This window comes from Ulvibacterium sp. (genome assembly GCF_965248315.1).
In the GTDB taxonomy this organism is placed as follows: Bacteria; Bacteroidota; Bacteroidia; order Flavobacteriales; family Flavobacteriaceae; genus Ulvibacterium.
Map to the genome: position 1 here is coordinate 4,041,827 of NZ_CBDFIX010000002.1, position 17,197 is coordinate 4,059,023.

The window sequence follows — 17,197 nt, forward strand, 5'->3', positions numbered from 1 at the left end:
CTTTAATTTGCTATTTGTTCTCCTATGGCCTCACCTGCTTCCGCTCCGGCATAGCTACCGATAACACCTCCAACAATACCTCCAATAATCGCACCTGGCACCGCGCCTACGCCTCCGAACCAAACTCCAATGGCTGCACCTGCAGCTGCGCCTGCTTCTGCACCTGCCCAACCGCCAGCAATACTGCCCAAGGTTGTTGATGTTTGAACTTTGGTATTATAACCTATTGTGCCTCCATCTAATTTGTAGGCTTGATTTATATTATAAACCCCTATGGCTGCACTTACTCCAAGTGAACCCCTTCCAAGTACTTTGGCTGTGCCAGATGCACTATATGTCGTAATCCTTCCTCTACTTCCGCCTCGCCAACCAGAAGAATAATATTTTGGGCTAATCGCATTACCTCTGGTCACCCTATATGTACTTGTAAGGCTTTGGGCGCCAGCCATGGCACCAGCAAAGGTATCATTTACCCTTCCTTCTTCATCGAACATTCCCGCACCATTGTGTAGAATGTTACCATTAAAATTGGTTACGCTGTTTAATCCAGATTGTACTTGGTTACCAATCCTATTAAGAGCTAAAAATTCAGAACTTGGGCTACCAGCGGTAACAGTCACTCCGTCCAAATCCATTCCAAAATTCTCCGAAGTAAATATATGTTCTGATATATCAGCTACACTAGCTCCTTGATTGTTGTCAAGATAATTTAATAGATTCTCTATTTCAAGCTCGTTGGTAATAATTATATTCCCGTCTTCATCAACTTCATATAATCCAGATGGGTCAGACCAATATATTGGGTTATTGAAGGCAAAACGATATGGGGTAATATCATACGAAAACTCTGTAAATCTATCCATGCCATTAAACCTTCCAATAGCTGGATCGTACTGCCTAAAGGTCATCTCCGTAACATTCAATCCCAGAGCTTCTTCATTTTCCTGACCATTGTATCTCCACAGCTGGGCAGTACTGTTACCAAGCGAGCTTATATTGCTGTTATAGCCCTGATGTTTCAATCCGAAGGGATAGTAGTTCGATTCCTCGATTATCTCGTTGGTCGTGATGTCACCGTCCCCGTTCGCATCGGTGTAGCTTAACCTTACGTTGCCCAGATGATCTTTGTAATTATAGACGTATTGCCATCCATTGCTGCCATCGGGGGTTATATACCCTTCGGAATGGCCAATGAACTGTAATTCGTTGTTCCCACCCACGGTCTTATAAATATAGTTGCCATTATACTCCGTGGATATGGAAGAACCATTATCGTTTACGGTCTTCTTCAACTTTATCCCATTGGCGGCATAGACATATTGGATGTTATCGCTCCCGAAGCTCACTTGCTCCGGCAGGTTCAGATGGTTGTAGGTAATCCCCGTGATGCCCTTGTTACGGTCTGAGGTCATGTTGCCGTTGGCGTCATAGGCAAAATCATCGCCGGTATTGGTGCCGTCCACAAAACCGTAATCGTTGTTCCCTAGGGAGTCGTCGTCCTCCACAAGGTCCAGCTGGTTACCCGTATAGACATAGGTCAACCGGTCCATAGCACCAAAACTGGTGGCCCCGGCATTGGTATGGCCCTGCCTGTTCAAGCTAAGGATGTTCCCGTTCTTGTCATAGGTGACGCCGCTAAGGTTGTAGTTCCCCGTGTTGTCCACGGCACTACCGATACGGTTCAAAGCATCGTAGGCATAGTCATAAGATTTCAAAGAACTGTCTTGGTTGTCCGTTCTCCACTGTGTCCTGGATATATTACCGTTATACAATGGAGCTGGTCCTTGGTTATAACTAAGGCTAAAGTTAAACAATTTGTTCGGGATAGCATCGGAAATATCGTTGATATCCGTTAGCCATCCCCTTACGTTGTATTTGTAGTCCACTTCCTGTAGGCCTCCAGTAGCGGTATAACCGCTACCGGACGTACCGCCTACTTTTTTATGAGCCAATTGCCCCAATGCATCATAACTATTGTATACAATAAGCTCCTCGGCCCCGCCCGTTCCCGTAGCGTTGGGGTCTATATAGAGCCGGGCGTCCGGCAGGAGGGTGGCATTGGTCACCGTAATACTGGCCGTGGCTACCCGGCTATCCGTAACGGTCCCGCTTAGGGGAAGGTCGGCCACAACGCCACCACCACCTGTACAGGAGTCGCCCAAGGTCTCGTCCCCGATACATTGGGTCTGGGCCAACAGACGGCCGGTATGGTCATAGGTAAAATTATCTATCGTAACGATGGTAACACTACTACGTGTATGGCTTGCCTTTACCTTTACCGCCCTGCCCGAAAAGTCCAACGCGCTCTCCATCATATCCTGCGTACCCAAATACTCATTTTCGGTATAGGTATACACCGGCCTGGCCTTGGTATCATAAGCGGTTACGGAAGTTATCCAAGAGGTTGGGATAATATCCAATACCTTTACCTTGCTACCCGTGGCGAGTCCTTTGGTCGCTATCGGACTAAGGTTGTTATGGTTTTCCACGGCCTGCCCCAAAACGGTGGCAGGTAGGGAAATGCCCGTTTCACTGGCCAAGAAATCATAATTGTCATAATAATTGATGGTCAATACCTCGGTTACCGTAGCTACGGGATAGGCCGCATTGTTGTAATGGACATCCTCGCCACCAATGGTGGTAGCGGCCGTAGCTTGTTCCACCCAATGGGCACCGCCAATGCCGTTGGCCAAATCCTGTACCGCGGTCCTGGATCGGGGTACGGAGGCATCCATCTCCACCGCCTTGCCCGTATAGGCCACCCGGCCAAAGGCATCGTACTTGGTAAAGAGCCACTCCCCATTGACCCGTTGTACACTGTCCTGGGTCATAATGGGCCGATCTAGTTTATCGTAAACAATATGTTCCCTACCCTTTCCGGGCAGTTGCTTTTCCACCAGACGGTTGCGGTTATCGTAGACATATTGGTACCCTAGTTCCACCATTCCGGTATTGATCTCCGCCAAAGTGGCCGTACTGGCCTCCATCTTGGGGGGCAATACATAGGCAAGGTTTCCAAAATCATCATAGACATAATAGGTATCATGGGGAGCCTCAAGGATCTCGTTGGGATCTGTATTATTGCCATTACCGTTTAAATCGATGTCCGCATCGGCATAGGTCCGTTTCAGCACCACTCTGCCCTGTTTGTCCGTATACTCTTCAGTGGTGTGCAATTTGCCGTCCGCCGTATCATGATTCTCATCCTTGGTGATATTTTTAAAGAGTTCTCCAGGGGAATAAAATTCTATGGGATTGCCCTGTGCATCCTCGGGGAACTTAAGCTCGGGGATACGGGTGTTGTTGACAAATTCCGTCTCTATCCGGAACATCCGTATTTGTAGGGTGTCATTGGTCTCGTAATCGAATTCGATACTGCGATCGTCGGACAGTTTGTCCAGTTTCCAGTCCTCCCCGGGGGCGGCCTGCCGCAATACCCGGTTCAAGGGGGAGGTTTCAAAATAAGTTTCGGAATAGGCATTGACATCACCTTCCAAGAGTCCCGTAAAATCATCGGCATATACCGGATGGGTCTTGTAATACTGTTTTGTGGCCAATTCCACATCCCAATAGCGATAGCTCCCTAGGGTACTGTCCGGTTCATGGAAGGGCAACCATTCCTTGTCCTGCCGTCCATAGGCATCATACCCAAAATGGGTAACAAGGTCCAGACTATCCGCCGACTGACGGATACCGACTTGCTGCATGGGCCTGCCCAGCCCATCAAAATAGGTGATGCCCTGTACGTAATCGTTCTCTACATCGAACTGCCCGTTATCGCCCTCATCGAATTTTTGCGTTGGGACCGCGGTTCGGGGTTCCTGATAGGTTCGGGTATAGACATAGTTTTGGTCCGAGGAATTACTTGCGGGACAATCATTCGTCGGTGACTGTACGTTGGGGCAAAGATCGGACGCATTGGTCGCATAGCCACTGGGCTGGGTACACGCGATAATGCTAATATTGGGGTCTCCCAGACCGTCATTGTCCCCATCGTAATAATAGGTGTTGATACCGGAGTCTATGATGGCCTGAAGGGCATGCCTGGTCGATGAAAAGCAACCTGTGGTGGCATTGTAGCTTTCCGCATAGTAGGTGGTGTTGCTACTTATGCCCGGGGTGGTGTACTCCAAGGTATTGGCACTGACCCCATCGCTGAGGGGCAAACCTCCGGAGGCAACGGTATACCATCTGATTTCATCACCATGGGTACCAGGCGAGGCGATTAGCGTAACGACTCCCGAACCACAGCGGGAGACATCACTTCCCGTAGCCTCCAAAGGAACCTGATCAATAGTATAGTTGATGACCCGGGCAGGTCCCCAACAATCGGAAGTATCGTGCTTTGCCCTGAGGTAATATACGCTTCCACTGGTCAAGGTTACCGTCGCCGCCGAATTGGCCGGACCCGTACTCGTGCCCGTTTCTTCGGTCTGCCAATACCAAGTGGCATTGGAAGTGGGGTTCGGCTCGCCCCTAGTAAGGGTAACCTCTCCACAGACCGTGTCGTCGATGGTTGGGCTTAATGGAGCACCCGGTGCAAAGGGTTGCTCAAGTATCGTAACAGATTCGGATGCGATGGAAGAGCAGCCGTTGTTCGTAGCCGTAATGGTATAGGTACCCTGGAATGCCGTCACCAAATCCCCTTGAATGGTAACCCCTGTGGACGGGTTTGCACTATATGAGTAGGCAGCGTTGTAATTACTGATCCTAATGCTACCGCTTGGGGACGAACAGGTGGTCTGGGATTCGATTTGTAAGGTAGGTTGTAGCACATTGGCCTGGACCGTAACCTGCACCGTATTCGAATAACCGAACCTATTACAAGACAACGCCTTCCTGCGGTACCATCGGTTGCCTACTAGGACGCCCGAGGGATCATAGGAAGCCGAAGTGGCCCCCGAAATGTCATTCCAAATACTGTTATCGTCCGAATACTGCCATTCATAGGAGAAGGCACCGTCGCCTCCGGACGGCAAAGTGGAGTTTGCCATGTTCCCGGGGTCCGTACCATAACAGATGGTTGCTTGCGATGGGGCGGAAATCTGCCCTCCGTCAATCGAGTAATCGATATACTCGCCGGTAACCTCCACCAGGTCTCCTTCACAGTTGCCCACTTTGCTCGCGACCCAATAGCTGGCGCTTTGGCCCACTTGAAGTGTAATTATCTTTTCGGTGGCCAGGGTACCCGATGGCGTACCACCGACCACAGCATGGGAAACGACATTGTTACGCGTCTGGTCGGAATACCAAACGTGTACCATATCGTTATGGGTCTGCCCATCGACCGTTTTTGAACTTTGGGCGGAGAGCACTACGGTAGAGGTTGAGGTACAATCGCGTACAGGACTGTTGTTCAGAGGGGCGGGCAGGTCGATTACATCCACCTGGATGGTTCCCGCCGCGCTTTCACAACCTGCACTTGAAGTGACCCGTGCCGAATAAGTGGTAGAGCTACCGGGGGAGGCCGCGTAACTGGTACCCGTACCTACTTGGGTCCCCGAGGAATTGTACCAACGGTAGGTACCCGAAATCGGGCTGCTCACCGTCAATGTCGTCGTCTGGCCCGCACAGATCTCCCTAGGATTGCTCCCGGTAAAGGTAGGCGCCGAAGGCGTTGTGGGCAGGGTAACATCCACATACCCGGACCCGGCGCTCCATCCTCCGGTATTGTACTTGGCCCTGATGTAATATCTTCCGGAACCTTCGTCAGCCACATAGGTACTTCCGGAACCTTTGGTGATAGATGTCCCGGAACTGGTTCTTCCCTGCCAGTACCAAGTAATCCCCGAAGTTGGCGAACCGGTCCTGGTGAGGGTCACTTCGCAATTTGAAGTGGAAGCCGTGGGATTTCCCGGATTGGGCGGACCACTGGGGGTTACATTGACAAATAATGCCGAATAGCCAGGACCACCCGTAAAATTGGCCGATACCGTATAGTTGGAACTACCGGCGGTTACGCTAATGCTGCTACCGGATCCCGACCAACTGGCCGCCCCGGATACGTTCCAGGAGATATTGGAAGCCCCGGAAAGATAGTAATTGTTGGTCGTTCCCTCGTCCACGGAGGTCGGGCCCGTTATTTGTTGTGCCGAGGCCGCTGTCCCCATAAAGAGACATAGGAGTAGAACGGCCAAAGGGCCAAATGTCCAAATTCTATTGTTTTGTTTTGTTTTCATCTTGGGGTCTTTTATTTATTGTTCGTACTGGCAGTGACAGTGGTCATCGTAATCACTTTAATGTCATATCCAGAATATGGCTATATATTTTTGGGTAATGTTTTAGTTACAACTGTTTGCGGTCAAATCCACTTGGACATTGAAAACAGGAGTATCCGCATCGGTCTCAATAAAAATGGTAGACATACCATCCCAGGCATTGGGTCCGGTAAGTGGTTTTAATAGCTTCACTTTTACCGCCATCCAAGACTGTGTAGTGGGTGGAACATCATATGTGCCTAATAGTTGCAGTTCGTTTGTATCTATTCCCACATGGGTCACTTTTATGGGGGAGTTCCCATCATTGTTGAGAAGAATCCCTATTTCAGCAAAGCCGGATCCTACCTCATAACAGTCTTGGGGAAGACTTAAAATCCTTGTTTCTACGGCACTATTGGCCGAAAGGGATATACTAACGTTCCCATCCAGGTTGTCCGTGGTCTGTAAGATCATATTGCCACCTTCTATTCCTGCTCCCGGATTGGGCGAAGTATAGGTCACAGGCAAGCTAAAGGTATCGCCCGGTCGAATCAGAAAAGGCGTGCTCGCCCAGGTACTGCTAAAGTTGGTAGGTAGTGAAAGACTATTTATGGTAATGTCATAGTTTCCTTCATTTTTAATTCCGGTGTTTATGGTCCGGACGGAATCCGGGCCGACCACCCCAAAATTAATCCCGGTCCTAGAAGTAATTCCACCGTACCTTTCCGGTGTTTTATAGTGGTATTCATAGTCTTGTAGCAATTCGTTGTTCAAATCCTTGATCGTTTCCAATCGCCTAAAGGCATCATAGGAGTAGGTCGTTTTGCGGGCCGAGGGATCGTACATCGCTACCATTCCCACCATGGGGTCGAATGTATAGGTAGTGATCAGGGCCTTTTGGGCAACTGGATTGGAACGGATATTTTCTTCATAGGTTGTTGGATTACTAAGGGCAGTGGTATGGGCCTGAGCAAGGTCCGTATGTCCTATGTTCTCGCCCTTTACAATGGGGTACTCCTCGTTATAGCCCCAAACCAAGGATGTTGTTGGGCCATCCGCTACCTTATATTGCAATACGTTGCCTTCTGAGTCATAATCCTCATAGACCACCACCGAGCGGTACGCGGGGAACTCAAAACCATTGGCAGAACTTGTAAAATTGGCCTTGGAACCATCGTACTCCAAGACTTCCCGTAAAACAACATTGCCTTCTTCCAAATCATAGCGGTAGCCGGTTGCGGCAATTACCGAATCACCCACATAGGTAAGTTTTTCCAATACCGGGCTTACAATATTCTCATCATCCAAGACGCTGCCCAAGCATGTAACACCGTCACTGGCGTATACACAGGCTGCACCGGTGAACTCTTCTAGGCGTTTGTACTCCGTACGAAGCACTTCCCCTTTGCTATTGGTAGTGCTTTCCTCCTTTTGCTGTCCTATGGCATTGAAGGTATAATTGACAGTATTGCTTACGTCCCTGCTACCATAGGTGGTTTTGGTATTGATGGAGTCAATCTCGGCAAAACCCACAGGAAGGTGATACGGGTAATAGGATAAGGCGTAGCCATTGTTCCAGTACTTACGATTGGAATATGACAATCCTAAAATTGGTGAATCAAAATTTTCATAGAGTCCGTAGTGCTTGCTTTGGACTTGCAAACCGCTAATGTTTTCCAGGATTTGGTCTTCCAATTTGCCATTCTTATAGGTTTTTGGCTCATAGGGTACTGTATTATCGGCAACGGGTCTACGCGTCGGAATATTGGTAAAATAATGTTCTGTTTCATAACTTTCTCCATCCTTACCCTCGGCTATTTCCGTAACTTGGCTATATCCGATCTTCTTCCCTTCCGCAGTGTTTTGGCCTGAAATGCCACCTAGGGAAAACCAAACATAACTACATATATCATTACTGTTTAAAATACCATCTCCATTGGTGTCCAATAGAATAAGATTCTCTGAATAGTGTCCAAAGGGAGTAAGCATTATTCCCGTACTTTCATTTAGGTTTCTATATCCAAATGTTTTTTTGATCGAAACCATTCCAGGTTTTTCATAGGTGGTAAGTTCCTTAATTCTAAGCCCTCCGGCGATTGCATTACCACTGGCGCCACTGGCGTCCAAAGCCTCCGGGGTATAGTAGGCAGCGGCGGCGGAACCTCCCTCAACATAGTAATCGTGCGGTTCGTACACAAAATCGGTATAACCTCCTGTAGGGTATTGTACCCTTTTTAAGCTTCCCGCTATCCCGTAGGTAAAATCCGCTTTCCGTCCCTCCGTTTGATAATAGAACTTCTTGGTGATATCGGCTTCAAAAACGGAGCAAGCATCACTTAATATTCTTGGAGTCACCTGAAGCAGTTGATCATTGTCCTCCTCGCCATTGTAGAAACCAAAATGATCTATTCCCCTAGTGAACTTTGAGGGGATACCGTTGCTTCCTAAATTGTAAAAGAAACGATGGGTCTGGTCATCAACGGTTACAAAGTCCAAGCGGCTTCTGAGCCAGGCGTATTTGGCTGGTTCCGTATTGATGTTGTCTATGCTCTCGTCCAACAAGTATTCCAGATTAAAGTAGGATTGTCCAAAAACTATGTTCTTTTCAAAGGTAGATACCGGATCAAGTCCTTCAATATACAGACCTGTATACCGCTTTGGTTTTTGCGCGGTCAAGGGAAATGAGCTTTCGAAGAGAAAAGTATTGCTACGAAGATCCTCCCGGTCCTCTTGATTAAAGGTTATGGACAGTTCGTTAGGTATGATTATGGATTGTTGATATACATGCTCGGTTACCAAACGGGAAAAGGAAATTCCTTGAGAGCCCGGTTGTAATTCTGTTACATGAACATCTGAAAAAGAAGGTGCACCGACCGATACAAAAGGACTGTTCTGAGTTGATAGAATATTGTAATTGAATGAGATTTGCTTACCCCTAGGGCTTTGTATGCTGGACAGGTACCAAGCCGTTACCGTCCTAAATTGTCCACGATTCGTAGTATTGACAATATCTATGTAAGTCCCATCATAAGGTCCTCCAATTGGGTTGGGGCTATACCCGGCCATATTTGTGGTTCTTTCCTTTATATCAAAAGTACCTTCGAATCCCTCAGGTGTCTTTATGGTAAAATAGGGATTGGGGCCATCAAAATATTGAATAATTGTAGCGTCATTCTTCAGTTTGATGACTGTTATGGCATCTGTTGGAGCACTCTTTTTTGAAAGTATGAAGGAACCTTGAAACCCAAAAAAGTTATAATCAAAGGTATCCGGTTCCGTATCGTACCATGAACTTGTAAAATTCGTTACGTGTGAGTTTCTTTCAGTTAAGTTGAGACTAGTCCAGTTGTCAAGGTCATTTATAATATCCCCCACGGTTTCGGTATCATGGATATAGCCCTTTGCCAAATTAGGCACATTGTGAAAATCGTTGCCTTTTCTGATACTTCTGGAAATAACCGCAGTAGAGCTCAGGGACCAGCCCAAACCTACTTCCGTGGCTTCTTGGTTGGTCCGTATCCCCGTAGCATGATAGTTCAGCGTAATCGGCAAGGACCAACCGTCAAAATCTATAGTGTACAGAGGTATGGATGTATTGGCCGTACCCGTGTACAAAGCCGGTTGCTGCGCCGAGAATTGGGTCAGGGAATAAGCGGTTGGACTGGGAGGTGTAAAATCCAACAGTCTTGGGTCCGGATCTGGATCTTGTGCTTGAAGCTGTAGTATTCCTAACAAGAAAATTAAAGGGAAAACATTTTTCATTTTGTATGTTTTTGATTTGGGTCTTCTTTTTATTTATTGTTTCTCATAGATAGCCTATGGATTCTTTCTACTTTGTTCCAATACCTCTATTCGTTTTACCAGATCTACCTGGGTACGATTACTTTGTAAGAGATATAATGTCAACTCCTCGATCTTCTCCAGGAGCAGTTTGTTCATCTCCCCGAGTGCTATGCCGTTGGCCTCAACCTCGGCCGCGGAGGGGATATTGATCAGGTGGCCCTTTTCGTTGATGTAGGCTTCCACTTCCTCCAAGGTGGGCAGGTCATAGCCTTCGGCAAACACATAGTCTGCCCAACCGGTCTCCACCTTTACCTCCTCGGCCCGAATCTTGCCACCCACGGCCAATTTCCAACTACCTATATTGGTGGTACCGATACCGACATTACCCGCGGTGTAATCGATATCGTTCCCGGAAGTGTTCCAAACGGTCTGTCCGATACCACTTCCATTGGGATCAATAATTTCCGCAATGGTAGGCTCCTGACCGTTTACCTCGTAGAGAGTCGGATTCCAGAAGTAAATCTCGCTTGCGCCCCCGGTATCTCCCCATAAAATAGATTCTTCCCGCATAGTTACCGCAGCGGCCGAAAACTTGTAATCAGTTAAAGATCGTATCATCGTGCCATCCACAGCATATAAAGCACCCAAATGTGTGGTTGAGGTTTCATTACTTCCATGCGCAAAGCCCACCATTAAATACCAAGTATCCAAGGCCGGCAGGTCCGTATCATTGAACCAAGGGGAATTGTCAGTGCTCCCGTCAAGGTTTAAACTTGCCTCTTGGGAGACATTGTCATTCGCCTCAAAGCCGAATAATTCAGCTCCGTCATGGGAAATGGTTTTTTTCACCCAAACCGTAAACCGATAAGTTTTAGTATGATCGATATTGATAAAGGTTCCCCTCCATCCCCCATCTTGTCCACCATTTCCGCTTGGCATACCCTTCCAGACTACACTAGTATTGCCATGGGGGTCGGTGCCTACTATCCTTTCATTTTCGGAAGCTTCATTTTGGTAAACCCCGAAACTACCGACCGAACCGGTTCCTACGCTCCAACTAGAGGTATCCAAAAGATTGGTCTGGCCCCACATCAATGTTGGAAAAACCAAAAGTGCAAAAACAATGTTTTTCATCTTATTTATGATTTGAAGGTTGTGCGATTAGTTTTTTTAATCGATTGATTTCGTTTTCCATAACATCCAATCGTTTTAATCTACTTTCCTGTTCCAAAATATAGAGGGTCAATTCTTCGATCTTTTCCAAGAGTTTCATATTCATAATCCCAAGTTCAACCCCTTGCTCTTCCATTTCCTGCGCAGAGGGAATGTTGGGCAGATGCCCATTTTCTTGGATATGTTTTTGTACTTCCTCCAAGGATTTAAGGTCATATCCTTCCTTAAAGACATAGTCCGGTCCGGGAACGGAAAGATCCACCTTTACTTCTTCGGCATGGATCCTACCTTTTACCGTAAGCTTGTCGTCCGGGATCGTGGTACCAATGCCCACGTTGCCAGCGGTGTAATCGATATCATTACCGGAAGTGTTCCAAACGGTCTGGCCGCTACCACTTCCATTGGGATCAATAATTTCCGCAATGGTGGGCTCCTGGCCATTGACCTCATAGAGCTCGGGACCGTAATGGTATTGCCTGTTGGAGGTATTGCTCTCCCAGGCCAGTAAGGCCCTAGGGCTAAGGTCATCGGCGTCCGAGGCAAATTTCAAATCGATAAAGCCCGTGACCCCCGGAACCTTTTGCCCGGTGGCCGGATCGTATATGCCTCCATCTGAGGTAGTGCCTGTATGCGCACTAGGATGCACGAACCCTACCAACAGATACCAGGTATCCAACGATGGGAGGTCTCCGCCCCAAAGAATACCGCTGTTACTGGCGGTACCGTCCAGTTTAAGGATGGCATCTGCACCGGAGGAATTCCCGGCCCAGATACCAAAATCAGTCCGCCCGTCATTGGAATTGGTCTTCTTGATCCATACGGAGAACCGATAGGTTTTGGTATGGTCCATATTCATATGCAGCTTAAAACCTCCGTTTGCATAAGCGCTTGTAGCATCAGGTACGGCCGTCCACAACACGGACTGGTTGCCGTAGGGATTGGTCCCCAGTTCACGGACATTCTCCGCATCGGTTCCCAATCTATAAAAACCGGTAGCTGCCCCGGTGCCGACTGTCCAGGTAGAGGTATCGATCAAATTGGTCTGGGCATAGGAGAATGCCCCGATAAGCAACAAGGAAAATTTGAACATTGATCTCATTTCTAATTCTGTTTTGATTTTATTTTTTGTGGTTTGTTCGCATAAGGGACACCTCTTTTTGTAAGGCTTCCAAGTTTTTATACAATTGCTTTTGGTTCTGCTCTTGTTGTAAAATGTATAAGGTTAGTTCCTCTATCTTCTCTAGGAGCAGCTTGTTCATCTCTCCGAGTGCTATACCGTTGGCCTGTACCTCGGCCGCGGAAGGGATATTGATGAGGTGGCCCTTTTCGTTGATGTGTTCCTCTACCTCTTCCAAGGTGGGAAGGTCATAGTCTTTGGCAAAAACATAATCGGCCCAGTTGGTCTCCACTTTTACTTCTTCGGCGCGGATCTTGCCGCCCACGGCCAATTTCCAAGTACCGATATTGGTGGTACCGATACCCACGTTGCCCGCGGTATAATCGATATCGTTTCCTGAGGAGTTCCAAACGGTCTGTCCACTACCTCCGCTTCCCCCGGGATTGATTAGTTCCGCAATGGTGGGTTCCTGGCCGTTGACCTCGTAAAGGGTAGGCTCCCAGAAAAATTGTCGGTCCGATGTATTGGTATCGATATACAGATAGGCCCGGTGGCGCATCTGGGTCGAAGTGGATGAAAACTTATAGTCGGTAAGATTTTGTACTTTAACACCATTCAGGTCATAAATACCACCTTCACTTAACATGGATGAATATCCGCTCTCATGCAGAAACCCAACCAAGAGGTACCAGGTATCCAATTGGGGGAGATCTCCTGCAAAAAAATAAACATTGCCATTTACGGTTCCATCCAGAAGCCGGGTGTTCGCATTGTTGCCGGTATCATAAGCATAAGGGCCAAAATATGTTACGCCGTCATTGGAGTTCGTTTTTTTTATCCATACCGTAAAGCGATAGGTCTTGGTATGATCCGCCGCCATATAAGGTGAATTCCATCCCCCATCGGCGTCATAGCCCGCATCTGGGACCACTTTCCACAGTACCGAAGTGTTACCATGGGGATCTGTTCCCAGTTCCCTTACGTTTTCGGCATCGGTTCCAATTCTCCAAAATCCTGTTACCGTTCCATTGCCGACCGTCCAGGTGGAGGTATCGATCAAATTGGTTTGGCTCCATATCCAGGCTGGAAATACCAAAAGTGTAAATACAATTTTTTTCATCTTACTTATGATTCGTTGGTTGTACCACTATTTTTTTAATCGTATGATCTCATTTTCCATAATATCCAATCGTTTTAATCTGTTTTCTTGATCTAGGATATGCAAAGTCTACTCCCCGGCAGTCCTTTTGTATTGAACATCCGGCAGGCCCCATCCGAGGTTTATTGAACCCGCCAACAGCAATGGCCGACACAGTATTGTCCAAAGAAGGAAAATCATCGGAAGGGCTTTTCAAATGAAAAATCTTTTCATTTGTACCGGATACGGTACTAGAAACATTTGAGGTATCGGTCCGTGGAAGACCGAAGGCTGCAAAGAAGAAAATTAAAGGACAGCCGAGGGCACGTCCAGCGGGGGAAGCTTTCATATCAAGTAGGTTAAATTTGGGTTTATTGTTTAATTTTTTAACACTATTTCATTTATATATATTGTAAGATTTATAACTCAAATATATAGATCTTGTTCTATATAAATGCATGATTTTATGATTTTTCGATAAACTACTGCACATTTTAACAACATCAGTGCAAACACTTCATTCCTTTGGTCTGGGGTTGCTTTTTATTTTTCAGTGCTTTAATCTCCTTATCCATTTTCAGAATATATAGGGTAAGCTCTTCTATTTTTTCCAACAGCAGTTTGTTCATCTCCCCGAGTTCTATACCCTCGGCCTCTACCTCGGACGCGGAAGGGATATTGACCAAGTGACCTTTCTCGGTGATGTGCTTTTGTACTTCTTCCAGGGTTGGAAGCCTATATTCCGCGGAAAATACATAATCCGGCCAGTTGCCACTGAGCTGAACCTTCACCTCTTCGGTAATGAGTTTACCATCGATGGCCATCTGGTATCCGTTAGGTACGGTGGCCGTGCCTACGGCGACATTGCCCGTATAACTTGCAACCGAATTCGCCTCGTTCCAAACGGTGCTTCCACCACCGCCTGAACTGTTTGTGGTCACTGACACCGCATTACTGACCGAACTTTCATTACCGGCCGCATCCAGGGCAGTAGCCGTAAAATTGTAGCTTGTACCTGCGGTAAGGCCGGTGACTTGGTAGGTGCTTACATTGCCCAATGGAGCTTCCAATACCCCATCCTTGTATATTCTATAAGCAGTTACGGCAGTATCATCCGTGGCCCCTGTCCAGCTTAGATCCGTGGTGGTATCGGTCTGGCCGATGCTCGATAAGGTAGGGGCAGTCGGGGGTTGGGCATCCCCTCCCCCAGAAGTTCCGGTCAGGATTTCGATCAAGGCCATTTCGTTTCCGTTTACCTCCTCCAAGCGCGGTGCATAGGTGTATAGGTTATCCCCTTCCCCACAGCTATAAAGGGAAGTCATCGCCCTGGTATTCAACGTAGTTTCCGAGGAAGGTAATTTGTAACTTGTTATGACGTATGAAGGGCTGGGAAGATTGTTACCGATTACAAGGGAGGGGTCATAAATACCCCCTAGTTCGGGACCCGTATAATCATTGGCATGCAAATAAGCTACGGCTAAAAGCCATTTGTCATTGGAAAGGGCCACATTACTGAATTTGGGCCAGTCATGGATGACCCCGTCAAGCCTTTCATATTGTGTAAGCCGTTGTCCATCAGAGCCCTTATAACCAAAGAACCCGATACCATCCTTACAATTGCTGGAACCTTCGCTCCTGACCCAATAGGTCACACGATAGGTCTTATTGGTAGATAGGACCACTCCATTGTGAATCATCCCACCGTTTAGCCCATCAGTTGCGTCAGGCCTGGCTTGCCACGCCACAACGCTTTGGCCAAAGGGACCCAAAACGTCAACACGGTGATTCATAGTATCTGGCCCATACCCATGGTAATTGGTCGTGGGACCGTTTGTACCGGCTATCCAATCATCCATGTTGAGCAGATTTTGAGCGGAAACCATTTGGATACAAAACAGTATAGAAAGGGTAGCCGATGCTTTATGAATTATCTTCATTTCTTTATTCTTTTAAGAGGTTTATTTCATTTATCAAATATTGTATGGTCTTTTGTTGTTCAAGGGTATAAAGCGTCAACTCCTCTATCTTCTCCAAGAGCAACCTGTTCATCTCCCCGAGTTCGATACCATTGGTCTCCACCTCGGCCGCGGAAGGGATATTGATCAGATGGCCTTTCTCTTGGATGTGCTTTTGTACTTCTTCCAAGGTTGGAAGTTTGTAACCCTCTGTAAAGACGTAATCGGCCCAGCCGACAAGGTCTACTTTAACCTCCTTGGAATGCACCGTACCGTCCACGGCCAGGCGGTAATTGATCTGGGCCGTAGTCCCGATACCCACATTGCCCGCCGTATAATCGATATCGTTGCCCGAGGTGTTCCAGACCGTCTGGCCGCTACCGCTGCTTCCTCCAGGATTGATTAGCTCTGCAATAGAAGGTTCCTGACCGTTGACCTCGTAAATAGTAGGCCCCCAGAAAAATTGGCGGTCTGCAGTATTGGTATCGTAGTACAGATAGGCCCGGTGGCGCATCTGGGTCGATGTGGATGAAAACTTAAAGTCGGTAAGGCTTCCTACCTTAACACCATTCAAATCATAAATGCCGCCTTCGCTCGCTAAAGAGGAATACCCGCTCTCACGTAGAAACCCAACCAAAAGGTACCAAGTATCCAGTTGGGGGAGGTCTCCTACAAAAAAATAAGGATTGACATTTAGCGTTCCATCCAGAAGCCTGCTGTTCGCATTATCGTTGGCGTCATAGGCATATGGGCCAAAATATGTAGAACCGTCATTGGAATTCGTTTTTTTTATCCATACGGTAAAGCGATAGGTCTTGGTATGGTCAGCAGACATGTAGGGTGAATTCCACCCGCCGTCCTGATTACTGGCCGCATCTGGAACGGCCTTCCAAAGCACCGATGTATTGCCGTGGGGATCGGCCCCCATTTCCCTAACGTTCTCGGAATCAGTACCTAATCTCCAAAAACCATCTACGGAACCACTACCTACGGTCCATGTAGACGTATCGATCAAATTGTTCTGGGCATAGGAGAATATCCCTATAAGCAACAAAGAAAACTTTAATATGGATTTCATTTTTTTTTTGATTTTTTATTTAATTTATTTGGGGTTTGAAAATTTTCAGTTCCTAGATGTAATTCATCTGATAATTCGAAATACCTAGAAGATCATACTTAACTGTTTCTCTCCAGTACCGATCAGCGGAAGGCAACGATGCAATACTCCGCAAAAAATTCCCTATGTAGTCTACGATTGAATTATTGTACACCGCAGAGTAACAGACCTGGTCGACGGAATTTGCAGTGACCGCAACCAAGCGAACTAAAGAACAGTACAAAGTGCAGAAAATGGGGGAACTTTTCATAAGAAGATAGGTTATGTCAAAAACTGTATGCTAGATGACTTTTCTTGTTTACTAATAAAATTATTATAGTATTTAATCGTTATTTAATAGGATTTATTTTATTTAAACAAATTATTTTCTATGTTTTAGTAAATTATATGGGTCTGGGATTCGTTTCAAAAAGGCCGCGGAAAATTTCATCCTGTCCCGCCAAAGGCATCCCAAGCCAATCGCTCTATAAATCTGAACCATGTTCATATTAAATTCTAAACAGCCTTGTCCCATGGTCTCAAAAAGAACGGGTCCTTGTCGATTTCCTTCCAAAAAATCATTTGAAGTGTTCTGGATACGGTTAGCGCCCGAATTAGCAGTAGAGACTGTATTAAAACGGTACCAACAAGCAATCAAAAAAAGCCTAAGAAGGCCAAATGGCGAATAGAAGGACAGCATAGGTGCATGTCCATTGGGGAAAGCTTTCATGCAAGGTT

General features: G+C 46.9%; 9 protein-coding genes. All 9 read right to left on the reverse strand.

What is annotated here, in order from left to right; genetic code table 11:
• Positions 1–2: 2 nt before the first annotated feature.
• On the reverse strand, positions 3–6,179 hold the full coding sequence (locus ACP2AF_RS18980) for a DUF6443 domain-containing protein (RefSeq protein ID WP_425237720.1): 6,177 nt from the start codon (positions 6,177–6,179) through the stop codon (positions 3–5).
• A gap of 102 nt (positions 6,180–6,281) precedes the next feature.
• Positions 6,282–9,959, reverse strand: a complete 3,678-nt coding sequence (locus tag ACP2AF_RS18985) for a hypothetical protein (protein ID WP_425237721.1) — start codon at positions 9,957–9,959, stop codon at positions 6,282–6,284.
• A gap of 54 nt (positions 9,960–10,013) precedes the next feature.
• Positions 10,014–11,114, reverse strand: coding sequence for a hypothetical protein (locus tag ACP2AF_RS18990; RefSeq protein ID WP_425237722.1), 1,101 nt, complete (start codon positions 11,112–11,114; stop codon positions 10,014–10,016).
• Position 11,115: 1 nt separating this feature from the next.
• A complete protein-coding gene (locus ACP2AF_RS18995) occupies positions 11,116–12,243 on the reverse strand; it encodes a hypothetical protein (RefSeq protein WP_425237723.1) in 1,128 nt (375 codons plus the stop codon).
• 28 nt (positions 12,244–12,271) lie between these two features.
• On the reverse strand, positions 12,272–13,390 hold the full coding sequence (locus tag ACP2AF_RS19000) for a hypothetical protein (RefSeq protein WP_425237724.1): 1,119 nt from the start codon (positions 13,388–13,390) through the stop codon (positions 12,272–12,274).
• Positions 13,391–13,439: 49 nt separating this feature from the next.
• Positions 13,440–13,757 carry a hypothetical protein gene (locus ACP2AF_RS19005; protein ID WP_425237725.1) on the reverse strand — a complete coding sequence of 106 codons (318 nt, stop codon included), beginning with the start codon at positions 13,755–13,757 and terminating at the stop codon, positions 13,440–13,442.
• Between the two features lie 154 nt (positions 13,758–13,911).
• The gene (locus tag ACP2AF_RS19010; protein WP_425237726.1) at positions 13,912–15,345 is read right to left on the reverse strand and encodes a fibronectin type III domain-containing protein; all 1,434 of its coding nucleotides are present in this window, start codon (positions 15,343–15,345) and stop codon (positions 13,912–13,914) included.
• A 4-nt stretch (positions 15,346–15,349) separates the two neighbouring features.
• On the reverse strand, positions 15,350–16,441 hold the full coding sequence (locus tag ACP2AF_RS19015) for a hypothetical protein (RefSeq protein WP_425237727.1): 1,092 nt from the start codon (positions 16,439–16,441) through the stop codon (positions 15,350–15,352).
• A gap of 400 nt (positions 16,442–16,841) precedes the next feature.
• The gene (locus tag ACP2AF_RS19020; RefSeq protein WP_425237728.1) at positions 16,842–17,189 is read right to left on the reverse strand and encodes a hypothetical protein; all 348 of its coding nucleotides are present in this window, start codon (positions 17,187–17,189) and stop codon (positions 16,842–16,844) included.
• Positions 17,190–17,197: the final 8 nt, after the last annotated feature.

Bases quoted from the DNA above. Each gene is read 5' to 3' on its own strand.
- ACP2AF_RS18980 (WP_425237720.1), bottom strand. From the start codon at position 6,179: ATGAAAACAAAACAAAACAATAGAATTTGGACATTTGGCCCTTTGGCC.
- ACP2AF_RS18985 (WP_425237721.1), bottom strand. From the start codon at position 9,959: ATGAAAAATGTTTTCCCTTTAATTTTCTTGTTAGGAATACTACAGCTT.
- ACP2AF_RS18990 (WP_425237722.1), bottom strand. From the start codon at position 11,114: ATGAAAAACATTGTTTTTGCACTTTTGGTTTTTCCAACATTGATGTGG.
- ACP2AF_RS18995 (WP_425237723.1), bottom strand. From the start codon at position 12,243: ATGTTCAAATTTTCCTTGTTGCTTATCGGGGCATTCTCCTATGCCCAG.
- ACP2AF_RS19000 (WP_425237724.1), bottom strand. From the start codon at position 13,390: ATGAAAAAAATTGTATTTACACTTTTGGTATTTCCAGCCTGGATATGG.
- ACP2AF_RS19005 (WP_425237725.1), bottom strand. From the start codon at position 13,757: ATGAAAGCTTCCCCCGCTGGACGTGCCCTCGGCTGTCCTTTAATTTTC.
- ACP2AF_RS19010 (WP_425237726.1), bottom strand. From the start codon at position 15,345: ATGAAGATAATTCATAAAGCATCGGCTACCCTTTCTATACTGTTTTGT.
- ACP2AF_RS19015 (WP_425237727.1), bottom strand. From the start codon at position 16,441: ATGAAATCCATATTAAAGTTTTCTTTGTTGCTTATAGGGATATTCTCC.
- ACP2AF_RS19020 (WP_425237728.1), bottom strand. From the start codon at position 17,189: ATGAAAGCTTTCCCCAATGGACATGCACCTATGCTGTCCTTCTATTCG.